Source organism: Pedobacter sp. Hv1, assembly GCF_001412215.1.
Lineage (GTDB): Bacteria > Bacteroidota > Bacteroidia > Sphingobacteriales > Sphingobacteriaceae > Pedobacter.
This window is the reverse complement of record NZ_LLWP01000015.1, coordinates 1-12,038: the sequence shown is the minus strand read 5'-3', so window position 1 is coordinate 12,038 and position 12,038 is coordinate 1. Positions and strand designations below refer to the sequence as shown.

Genomic DNA, 12,038 nt, shown 5'->3' with positions numbered 1-12,038 from the left:
ACCGTAGCCGAGCCCGTAGCGCTGCCGTTGCACAGGATGTTTACCGTGGTGCCCGCTGCCAGCACCAGTGCCGGTGGCTCGGTAATGGTAACGCTCTGGGTAGTGGTACAGCCCCTGACATCCTCGATGGTCACCGTATAGGTGCCTGCCGTAAGGCCAGAGGCCGTAGCTGCTGTGCCCCCACTTGGTGCCCATGAATAGGTATAACCCGGTGTACCACCAGTGGCTGAAACCGTGGCCGCTCCGGTAGAGCCGCCAAAGATGCTATTGTTCGTTTGTGAAGTGATGCTCGCCGATACCGCAGAAGCCGGCTGGCCCACAACGATTGTACGCTGGACTGTACAACCTTTGTTATCCGTAGCGGTCACAATGTAACTGCCTGCGGTTAGGCCAACGGCCACTGCAGAGCTGCTTACGTTTGGTGACCAGGAATAGGTATAGGGACCCGTACCTCCGCTCACACTGAGCGCCGCAATACCGTTGCTGCCCCCAAAACAGCTCACATCGACCTTGCTGATCGAAGTGTTCAGTGCACTCGGCTGGGTAACCACAGCTCCCTGAGTTGGACTGTTAAGGGCTCCATTATAGGCCTTGCTGCAGCCATTGGCATCGGTAACGGTATAGGTATAGTGCCCGGCCATTAGCCCGCTAATGGTCTGTGTCGTAGCTCCATTGCTCCATAGATAGGTATAGGGAGCGGTACCACCAGTGGCATTGATCGTGGCAGAGCCATTGCTCCCACCGTTACAGCTCACAGTTACCACGCTGGTTGTGGCCGCTAGTATTGCAGATGGCTGGCTAAGCACAAAGGTGCGCGTGGTCTGGCAGGCGTTGGCATCGGTAACGGTAACCGTATAGCTGCCAGAGCTTAGCCCTGAAGCCGTAGCTGCTGTACCGCCAGCTGGTGACCATGAATAGGTATAAGGAGCTGTTCCGCCAGTTGGCGCAACAGTAGCTGTACCATTGCTTCCACCAAAACAGCTCACATTGGTACTGCCACCACCGCTAGCAGCTGAAAGTGCTGAAGGTTGAGTAACCACCGCTCCCCCACTTGGCGTAGATGGTGCCCCATTATAGCTCCTGCTACAACCATTGGCATCGGTAACTGTATAGGTATAGTGACCAGCCTGTAGGCCGAAAATGGTTTTTGATGTTGCACCATTACTCCATAGGTAGGTATAAGGTGCTGTACCGCCGGTCGCATTGATTGTTGCATTACCATTGGCGCCACCGTTACAGCTCACCGCCCCCACACTTGTGGTAGCAGAAAGAGGAGCTATTGGTTCGGTAATGGTAAAGCTCTGGGTAGTGGTAACCATGGCATTATCAGTAACCGTTACGGTGTAGGTACCTGCTGCTAGGCCTGTGGCTGTAGCCGCAGTGCCACCACTTGGTGCCCATGAATAAGTATATGGAGTTGTACCGCCACTTACGTTTACTGTGGCAGAACCATTATTACCACCATTACAACTTACATTAAATACAGTACCAGCTGTAGCCACTAATGGGAGCAGACTTTTGTTAATGGTATAAACCTGTCCGGCAGTATATCCCCCTTGGATTTCATTGCCAATTGTATTTTTAATGTTCGTCCCTGTACTTTTGAGATCTAATCTTAACATTCCATCTCCCGTCCCCGTATTTACGGTGACAGTCCTTGTCGTATTGCTACCAGAGACAGCGGTTACCGAAGGACTTGTAATTCCGGTAGATGTAATGGTAAAATCTGACATATCAACCCCACTTACGTTTTCTGAGAAAGTGACCACAAAATCTACTGATGTACTATTTGTAGTTGCTGAACCTACTCTATTGATACTCAATATTGTTGGTGCAGTAGTATTGATTACTAAATCTTTGTTGGCACCTAAAGAGCCTGTTGCTCCAGGTGCAGCTAAGGTTAAAGTTGCATCATTGCCTGCTGCATCTTTAATGGTTCCTCCATTTAAGCTTAAGGCACTTGTACTGGCCTGATCCAAATCGGCAATATCTTGTCCGGTAGCTATAGTGTAATTAAACACCAACGCACTTGATCCTGAACCACTGCTATAACTTGCAGTTCCGCCCGAGTTTAAACTCAGTGTTGGAGTTCCTGTAACGGTTACAGCCTCAGAAAGGTTGATGGTAATCGGTATGGTATTTCCAATAATATAAGTACCATTGGTCGATGTAGAATTAACAGAAGAAATCGTTGGTAAAGTAGTATCAATTACAATATTTTTATTATTACCCAAAGAGTTTGCTGCTCCTGGGGCTGGAAGTGTTAAAGTAGCATCGGTGCTTGTCGCATCTTTAATTGTTCCTCCATTGACCCCTAATGCAGTGGTAGCTGAATAATCCAAATCAGCAGTATTGTGTCCAGCAATTACGGTATAACTAAAAGTAAGTGTAGTCGTTCCTGTTCCACCAGTATAATTAGCCGTTCCACCTGTATTTAAGCTCAGTGTAGGGGTTCCTGTTACGTTAACCACTCCAGAAAAGGTAACATTAATATCAATGACATTTCCTGTTTTATAAGCGCCATTTACATTAGAAGCCATTACACTATTGACATTTGCACCCATTTTAAATATTGGGTTAGTACCTGGAAAAGCTGCCCCACCCGGACTCAGCGATTTCTTATTGGCCAATAATTCGGTAGTTACCCAATTTGATTTTGTTTTGATTGCCGCAAGTAGAGAAGTTTTTGTTCCAACAAATGTTCCTGCATAATTGTTATAATCGCCGTGATAACCTGTTGGAGGTGTTCCGGCAATCGTCAATGCAATATAAAAATCTCCTGCTGCAAGCGCCGATGGCAGATAAGAAACAGCTGCAGATACTGTCCCTGCTGCTTGCCAACCAGTGGTTGGGTCGGGCGCATTGGTGCCAGGTAAAGCAGTAGACCAGTTGGCAAATCCATAAATAAAATTAGGTGTTGAGTCATCACCGGTATAGAGAAACCAGTTATCTCCACCTCCTGCCACCACCGTTCCTGTGGTCCAACCTGTTGCTGTTACAGTTCCAGCACTTTCCAAACCCGTTGCTGTTGGTACAGCACCACCTGTTATTGAAATATTGAACACAGTTCCTGCAGTAATGTCGCTCGTAGTGGTCCAAGTAATAAGTCCATCAGACCCATTAGCAACCAATGCACTTTGATCCCAGCCCCGATCGGTAATCTTGAGTACCGTACCAGAAGGGATTTGTTTTAAAGCCGCAATAGCCAGATTGACGGTTGCAGCATTTCCATTAAAGCCTACAATAGCAAAATCCCCTGCAGTTAACTGGCCAAAACTTTTGAGACCAGAAAAACAAAAAAAGGAGCATAGCAATAATGTCAAAAAGATTCTGAGAGATGTTTTTTTCATCTTGAAGATAGAAAGGGTAAATAAAAAATAAGAATTGGAATTGGCAACTCAAGCAATCGTTTTTCAGGCTACAATAGCAAAATCAACGCTGAAAGAATTACCACTAGGACAGATAAAGGCTGGGTTTTAAACATTATTCTCCGAAGTTCAGCTTCGAAAAACAAAAAAACCGAACCTATATTGCGGAAAAGAGCTTTGGAAAGATTTTTTTCATCTGGAGAGAGTGTTAATAAGAAAATAGATATTTAACAATTATCAACTAAAAAATTAATAATCGTACTCAAACGTAACCATTAGTTTTAATATTAGCAATAAATATTTAACTATTGATTAAAAAAACCACTAACTGATTCAACAAATCCGCTCCTAACACCGGTATTTTCAGTACTATCTATGTGTAAACTTTAAATCATACACTATTTCATAAACCTGATAGCAGGTTGATAAAAAACTTTACCTGTATTATAACTGTGAATAGCATTAAAAATGATCAAAATAAGTTATACAGAACACCATTAGAACAATTAATGATATAATTTATAAACTTACCAACCCTACAAAATCTTTGAAATTTGGAAGTTTAACATCATTGATTCAAATCTATCATTTGTGCATTTTATTTCATTCATTAAAATCCTTATATTGAAAAATATTTAACCTAAAACCAACTTGTGAAACGTAGAAATTTTATTTATTTAACCGGAGTTGGAGCTGCCGCTGCAATGCTTCCAGCCATTCCGGTTCTGGGAAACGAAATTCCCCTAGAGCGGGCATTGGAATATATCGATCCTGCTGCAAAAAAAATCATGTGTGATGTTGCCTTAAATGCGGCAAAATCAAAAGGTGCAACCTACACAGACGTTCGTGTTGGCAGGTATCTCAACCAGTTTGTGGTAACCAGGGAAGATAAGGTTGAGAATATTGTCAATACAGAATCGTATGGTATCGGTATCCGAGTAATTGCCAATGGCAGCTGGGGTTTTGCCGCCACCGATAAGATGGATAAAGATAGCATTGCCAAAGCCGCAGCTTTAGCAGTAGCTATTGCCAAAGAAAACGCTCGCCTATTAAGGGAACCTGTACAACTGGCACCACAAAAAGGCTATGGAGAAGTAAGCTGGAAAGCCCCTATCGAGAAAAACTCGTTTGAAGTGCCGATTAAAGAAAAGGTAGACTTGTTACTTTCTGTAAATGATGCCGCCATGAAAGGTGGAGCAGACTATGTCAACTCTATCCTATTTATGGTAAATGAGCAGAAATATTTTGCTTCAACAGATAACTCTTATATCGATCAAGATATCCACCGCATTTGGCCAACCTTCTTCATCACCAAAATTGATAAGGAAACCGGCAAGTTCGAAACCAGAAATGCCTTAAGTGCACCAAGTGGCAAAGGTTATGAATATTTAGATGCCAGACCACAAGACAAGATACAAACTGCTTCTGGAACACTTTACAAAGGCAGATACGATATGTTGGAAGATGCCAAACAAGGTGCCAGACAAGTAGGTGAAAAAATGAAGGCAAAATCTGTTGAACCGGGTAAATACGACTTGGTTTTAGATCCTTCCCACCTGTGGTTAACCATTCACGAATCTTGCGGGCATCCTACAGAGTTAGACCGTGTATTGGGTTACGAAGCCAACTTTGCGGGCACTAGTTTCTTAACTCTGGATAAATGGGAATCTAAAAAATTCAATTATGGCAGTAAAGAAGTAAACATTACAGCTGATAAAACCGAAGTAGGTTCTTTAGGTGCAGTAGGCTACGATGACGAAGGTGTGAAATGTGGCAAATGGGATGTCATTAAAGATGGTATCTTAGTCAATTATCAGGCTATTCGTGATCAGGCGCATATTGTAGGTCTTAAAGAATCACAAGGTTGTTGTTATGCCGATAATTGGAGCAGTGTACAGTTTCAACGAATGGCCAACATTTCTCTACAGCCAGGTAAAAAGCCACTGACCATTGCAGACCAGATTAAAAATGTAGAAAAGGGAATTTATATTGTTGGCGATGGTTCTTTCTCTATCGATCAGCAACGTTACAATTTCCAATTTGGTGGTCAGCTGTATTACGAAATAAAAGATGGCAAAATAGTGGGCATGCTTAAAGATGTAGCCTATCAAGCCAACACCCAAGAATTTTGGAATTCGTGTACAGCCATTTGCGATCAGAGCGATTACCGCCTAGGTGGTTCATTCTTTGATGGTAAAGGTCAGCCAAGTCAGTCGAGTGCCGTATCTCATGGCTCTGCTACTGCACGTTTTAATAAAGTGAATGTCATTAACACCGCTAGAAAAATCTGATAGAAATTATGCCAATACTAACCAAAACGGAAGCCAAAGCACTATTAACTAAAGTGCTTGCTTATTCCAAAGCAGAACAATGCGAGGTCAACCTGAGTAGCTCAGATAGTGGTAACATCAGGTATGCCAGAAATTCGGTATCAACCAGTGGCGGAATTAGCACCAATAGTTTGGTGGTGAGCTCTGCCTTTGGCAAGAAATTAGGTATCGCTACCATTAACGAATTTGATGATGCCTCTTTAGAAAAAGTAGTTCGCAGATCGGAAGAACTGGCGCAACTGGCACCAGAAAACCCTGAATTTATGCCTTTTCTCGGCCCTCAGGAATATGGGACAGACTCGCCTACTTATTCTGAAGCAACCGCAGCAGTAACACCGAAACAAAGAGCAGATGCAGTTCAAGACAGCTTAAAACAAGCTATGGACAACAAACTGAATGCTGCCGGATTTTTATCCAATAGCGCTGGCTGCTCAGCAATGATGAACAGTAAAGGACTTTTTGCCTATAATGCCTCAACAGATGTAGCTTTTAACATTACCGTAAGAACAGAAGATTCTAAAGGATCTGGTTATGCCACCAAAGGTTATACCGATTTTAGCAAGCTCAATGCCAAAACAGCCACAGCCATTGCGGCTAAAAAAGCGCTTTCTTCTGTAGAAGCTAAAGCCATAGAACCCGGCAAGTATACCGTTATTCTAGAACCAACGGCCGTAGCCGTAATGTTAGAAAATCTTTTCTTCGGACTAGATGCTAGACAAGCAGATGAAGGCCGTAGTTTCATGAGTAAACCAGGGGGAAAAACCAAACTGGGCGAACAATTATTGGATGAAAGGGTAAATATTTATTCAGATCCTTGGAACCCAGAATTACCTACCTCAACTTGGTCTGGTGATGGAAGAGCACAACAAAAGGTCAATTGGATTGAAAAAGGGATCATCAAAAACCTTTACAGCTCAAGATATTGGGCTCAGAAAACAGGGATCAAATCTATTCCAAGCCCTGATGGCATGATTATGCAAGGCGGCACCAAATCATTGGAAGAGCTGATCAAAGGAACAGAAAGAGGAATATTGGTTACCCGTTTATGGTACATCCGTTCGGTAGATCCACAAACCATATTACTTACTGGCTTAACCAGAGATGGTACTTTTTATATTGAAAATGGCGAAATCAAATTCCCGGTAAAAAACTTCCGTTTCAATGAAAGCCCAATCATCATGTTAAACAACTTAGAAGAGATGGGTAAAGTAGAAAGAACGGTAAGTGCCGAATCGAATGCCAACTATTTATTGCCTCCGTTAAAAATAAAAGACTTTACTTTTACGTCTTTATCTGATGCGATATAGTCAATTCTTATAAATAGACAACAAAAAAGGGTCTGAATCATTAATGATTCAGACCCTTTTCAATTGCTTATATTTTAAAATAGTTTTAATCAAACGTTATATCAGCTCCAATAGGTCTTTTTTGGTTAAAGATTTAAAAATCGAATCTTCTGTTTTAATTAAATCACTGGCCAAGTCCTTCTTGGTTTCTTGTAACTGCATGATCTTTTCTTCAATGGTATCAGGACAGATTAAACGCACCGCCATTACATTTTGGTGCTGTCCAATTCGGTAAGCCCGATCTATGGCCTGGTTCTCTACCGCTGGGTTCCACCATGGATCGATCAAGTACACATAGTCTGCCTGGGTTAAGTTCAAACCTACTCCTCCAGCCTTGAGACTGATCAGAAATACTCTGATGTTTTCGCCCTTTTGGAAAGAATCTACTACAGCTTCTCGATTTTTGGTCTGACCAGTAAGGTAAGCAAACTCAATATTTCGTTGTTCCAATTCTGCTTTAATCAGCTCCAACATGCTTACAAACTGCGAGAAGACCAAAATTTTATGATAAGGCGCTTTATTTTCGATCTGTTCCATCAATACATCCATCTTTGCCGAAGCATCTCCATAATACTTTTCATTGCCCAATATGGCAGGAGAATTACAGATCTGCCTTAATTTGGTAATGCCTTGTAACACATGCATACTGCTTTTGGTCAGTTCATCCTCGGCGGTGCCCATCAAATAATCTCTGATCTCGTTGCGACAACTTTCATAGATTTCACGTTGTTGTGTACCCATTTCGCAATAGATCACCATCTCGGTCTTATCTGGAAGCTCGCTGGCTACCTGCTCTTTGGTACGTCTGAGCACAAAAGGATTGATCCGTTTTTGTAATTCGGCAGCACGCCTCGAATCTTTAAACTGATCTATCGGCACCGAATACAATCGTTTAAATTGCTCCCTATTGCCCAATAAACCAGAGCAGGCAAAAGAAAGCTGTCCGTAAAGGTCAAAAGTATTGTTTTCTATGGGTGTACCTGTCATCACTACCTTGTTGCGCGATTGCAATAAGCGAACTGCTTTATAGCGTTGCGAATCTGGGTTTTTAATGGTTTGCGATTCATCGAGGAAAATATAGTTGAACCTATAGTCTTTGAGCCATCTAATGTCTGATAACAAAGTTCCATAAGAAGTCAAAATCACTTCATATTGATCAAACCCTGCAACAATCTTGGCCCGTTCGGCACCATAGATCGTTTTTAATTTTAACGTTGGTGCAAACTTTTTAATCTCTTGCTGCCAATTGAATACCAATGATGCTGGTACCACCACCAAATTGGTTTGCTGCCCTACTTTTTCTCTTTGCGACAGGATAAAAGCCAATACTTGGATGGTTTTACCCAAGCCCATATCGTCGGCCAAACAGCCCCCAAAATTGAAACCATCTAAAAAGTTTAGCCAGTTTAGTCCTTCTTGTTGATAGCCCCTCAAAGTAGCATTCAGCTCTTTAGGCACAGGAACATCGGCAATGGTTTCGAAAGCGGCTAACTTAGAGCGATACAAGGCCAAACGTTGCTTGGTTTTACCATCTAGCAGTTCTTCTTCGTATAATTCTTCAACCGTTGCATAATTGATATTTGGCGTATGCAAGGTCTCCCCTACAATTTCTCCAGCTCCAAAATAACCTTCAAACTTTTCCAACCATTCGTCTGGTATCATCCCCATGGTTCCATCGTCCAATTGCACAAACTTGCTCTTGTTCCTGATCGATTTATGTAAGTGTTTGAGCGAAACCGACTGTTTATTGAATTTGACCTTGATGGCCGTTTCAAACCAATCGATACCACTAATAACGTTAATGGCTATTTCAGCCTTATACTGACTTAATTTATTGTTTTTTAACTCATTGAAACCCAAAATCGCTATACCCTTACTTCGCCATGCTTCAAATGCATCCAAAAACCAACCTGGCTCTAAAAAATGTTTACGGTGCATGTAAAAACAATCTGCATGTCGTTGATCGGCAAATTCAACCGTCTGTTCCGTAAAATAAGGATGCATCTTTGCAATGTTGGTAATGAATTGAAGTTCCCGCTCATGATCACGATCGAGCGTAAATAATTTGCCCCGTTTATCTTTCGATTGGATCTGCTTTTGAGAAATGACAGGGATTTCAAGACCACCATATCGCATTACAGGGGTAAGCAATACAAAATCTTCCGATTCTGATAGGTAAATCAATTGCTCATTATCTAAATCAAAACCCTGTTCTATAATTTGCTTTTTTGTGGCCCGTTTCAGATAAGCATAGTTGATTTTGATCTTTTCTTCCAGTACCGACAAAATGTTCTGCTGAAAATCTTCGTATGCCGTTCGCTCAATAACAAGGTTATTTTGATGTTGTTTGAAAAATTCAATGACACTTAAAAAATAAGTATTATTGATCAGGTACAGTTGATTGCTAGCCTTTACAAAATAATGGTAACGCAACTCAATGTCTTCCATAGCGTAGGTTTTACCTGCTAAATGGAGCAAGCCCGAAATGGCAAAACTATCATCTCTTTCATCTACACTCAATTCCAAATCCGGTTTCAATACCGAAATTTTAGTCAATACAACAGAAGCCGCATTTACAGTTGAAGATACCTGCTCATCGTGCACATAAAAATCGAGGTTTAACGGATTGCGTACAATGGCTTTTAGCGCATCCAAATCTGAGGCTGCCTTGCCTTCATTGTAGTTGTTCTTGAACTGCAGTACACCAGTATAAAATTTCAATTCTTCCTGTTGCTCAGTTTTCCATACCAGTTCTAGCGGATCAAGAAAGACAAGTGGATTTTTAAGTTTACCATTTTGGCTCAGGCCTGCTGTGGCCAACTCTACTACCAAATGCCTGTAATAACGGTGTCGGCTAAAAACCAACACCATTTTTGTAGATTGATGACCCGCTAAAGGCAAGCCAGCAGTCTTATCGGCCTTTAAAATTGGCGCAAGTTTCCCGTAGTCGAGCTTCTCTTTAGCGTACTCATCATTTTCCTTCATCTCTGTGTGTTGATCAAGTGCTAAAGATAAATCAAATCATTTCGATAAAAAAGACTGGTTAAGCAATTACTAGATACAAATTAAACAAAGACACCGATTTTATTTATGCTCAGCTAGTTGACTGTAAATGTTTCTGATTGTTGTACAATCATCCTGATCTGTTCTACATTTATGTTGGTAAAATTGGGTACGGTAGTAGCTGTTAGTGGGGCTAATTCTTCGGGGCTATGTGTAGTAGTTACCCCAATTACATGCATGCCCGCACTTGTCGCCGATTGAATGCCAGAAAATGAATCTTCAAACACCACACAGTTCGTTACATCAATGCCTAATTTGACAGCAGTTTTTAAGTAAATTTCTGGGTGCGGTTTTGAATGTTGTACTTGTCCAGCATCGGTTATCGTGGTAAAAAGCGAAGTTGTTCCGGCCATTTCCATTACCACTTTAACATTCTCACTTGGTGACGATGTAGCAATGGCAATCTTGATGCCTGCTGCTAATAATTGTTCTACAAAAGCTTTAAAACCTGGAACGATTAAGCCTTGTTGTTGATATTTTTCCCAAACACCTTCTTCTACCTTTTTAAGGTGTGCTGCAATTTGAGGTTCGGTTAAGTCTTCGCCAAAAACCAAACGCAAAGTATCCTTGCCCATTCTACCAAAAACATAGTGGTTGAGCTGATCATCGCTCAATTCAATGCCATGTGTTGCAAAAAAGTCCTTCCAAGTGGCGGTAATTAAAGGATTGCTATCTACAATTACGCCGTCCATATCAAAAATTACAGCGATTTGAGGGTTAGTATTCATGTGTGTGAAGTTTAATATTGCAACAATTTGCAATATACAGCCACAAAAATAGCATAAATTGGCAGAAATATTGCAATATATTTGCAATTATTTTTATTAATATTGCAAAGTATGCAAAGCTTAAGCAAGGAAGAACGCCAACAATTGATTTTGAACCACATCTCTGAAGTGGGTAAGGTAGACCTGAAATCGTTGAGCCAAAAGCTCTCGGTATCTACAGACACCATTAGAAGAGACATTAAGGAAATGGCAGATCAGGGCTTATTGAAAGCTACCCGAGGTGGGGCAATTGCACATTCGCCTATTCCACTCCATTTCCGCGATCGCGAAAAATACGATGTAAGTGGCAAGCAACAAATTGCCATGAAGGCCATTTCTCAGTTAAAAGATGGTCAAGTAGTGCTTTTTGATGGCGGAACTTCAACCTTGGCCATTGCCATGAACCTCCCAAAAGAACTACAGATCACAATAGTGACCAATAGCTTTCCTGTAGCAAACGTATTGGAAGACCACCCTAATGTAGAGGTTATTTTTGCAGGTGGTCGTTTATCTAAATTTGGCTTCAATACTTCAGGACCTGACACCATGCAAGCTTTCGAAAACATCAGAGCCGATATCTGTTTCCTTTCTATCTATGCCATCCACCCTACGGTTGGTATCACCACTAGACAGTATGAAGATGCCTTGATGAAAAAAACAATGGTTAAAACAGCCAAACGAATTATAGGATTGGCTACTTTAAATAAGATAAATACGGCCGAAGCTTTTTACATCTGTCCAGTTACTGATTTGGACATGTTGCTTACCGATGCCACCGACGACCAGGAAAATCTTACGATCGGCCTGAAAAATATGGGCATAGACGTGCGATAAAACGTCAGCTTATTTTTTTCAACTATCCTTCTATAGGCTCAGGATGACAATTCATTCTTAACCATTAGTCATTAATATATACCAGCTCTTTGATTAGGAGTTTGGTTATACTGAATCTTGATCAAGAATAGTATTCTATTGATATATAATTATTTAGCGAATTAAATTTCTTAGGGGGATGATAAAATCCATCGCTATCTTGTTCTATTTGCCCCTATCAAACAGATAAGTTGCATAATCCAAAAGCATTAAACTAAAATAAATTTTAGCTGCTTTCATCACATTTTTTATGCCTTTCATCACATTTTATTTTTTGAAATCAAAAATTTA

Annotated in this window: 6 protein-coding genes; 3 read left to right on the top strand and 3 right to left on the bottom strand. The window is 41.3% G+C overall.

Going from position 1 to position 12,038, the window contains the following annotated elements; genetic code table 11:
* A partial coding sequence (locus AQF98_RS21705; RefSeq protein WP_200911945.1) for a SprB repeat-containing protein occupies window positions 1–3,350 on the bottom strand: 3,350 nt, incomplete at its 3' end.
* A 671-nt stretch (window positions 3,351–4,021) separates the two neighbouring features.
* Between AQF98_RS21705 and AQF98_RS21700 the strand changes: the two genes are divergently transcribed.
* Window positions 4,022–5,659, top strand: coding sequence for a TldD/PmbA family protein (locus AQF98_RS21700; protein WP_055134075.1), 1,638 nt, complete (start codon window positions 4,022–4,024; stop codon window positions 5,657–5,659).
* Between the two features lie 8 nt (window positions 5,660–5,667).
* On the top strand, window positions 5,668–7,005 hold the full coding sequence (locus tag AQF98_RS21695) for a TldD/PmbA family protein (protein WP_055134074.1): 1,338 nt from the start codon (window positions 5,668–5,670) through the stop codon (window positions 7,003–7,005).
* A 96-nt stretch (window positions 7,006–7,101) separates the two neighbouring features.
* Here the strand turns inward: AQF98_RS21695 and AQF98_RS21690 are convergent, their stop codons facing one another.
* Complete coding sequence (locus AQF98_RS21690) at window positions 7,102–10,029, bottom strand: DEAD/DEAH box helicase (protein ID WP_055134073.1); 2,928 nt, start codon at window positions 10,027–10,029, stop codon at window positions 7,102–7,104.
* 113 nt (window positions 10,030–10,142) lie between these two features.
* Complete coding sequence (locus tag AQF98_RS21685) at window positions 10,143–10,835, bottom strand: HAD family phosphatase (protein WP_055134072.1); 693 nt, start codon at window positions 10,833–10,835, stop codon at window positions 10,143–10,145.
* 111 nt (window positions 10,836–10,946) lie between these two features.
* Here AQF98_RS21685 and AQF98_RS21680 point away from each other — a divergent pair, with 111 nt between their 5' ends.
* Entirely contained in the window at window positions 10,947–11,708 is a 762-nt protein-coding gene (locus tag AQF98_RS21680) for a DeoR/GlpR family DNA-binding transcription regulator (protein WP_055134071.1), read from the top strand.
* Window positions 11,709–12,038: the final 330 nt, after the last annotated feature.

What these genes read in the sequence shown, in the direction of transcription:
- AQF98_RS21695 (WP_055134074.1), top strand. Translation starts at nt 5,668, where the DNA reads ATGCCAATACTAACCAAAACGGAAGCCAAAGCACTATTAACTAAAGTG.
- AQF98_RS21690 (WP_055134073.1), bottom strand. Translation starts at nt 10,029, where the DNA reads ATGAAGGAAAATGATGAGTACGCTAAAGAGAAGCTCGACTACGGGAAA.
- AQF98_RS21680 (WP_055134071.1), top strand. Translation starts at nt 10,947, where the DNA reads ATGCAAAGCTTAAGCAAGGAAGAACGCCAACAATTGATTTTGAACCAC.
- AQF98_RS21685 (WP_055134072.1), bottom strand. Translation starts at nt 10,835, where the DNA reads ATGAATACTAACCCTCAAATCGCTGTAATTTTTGATATGGACGGCGTA.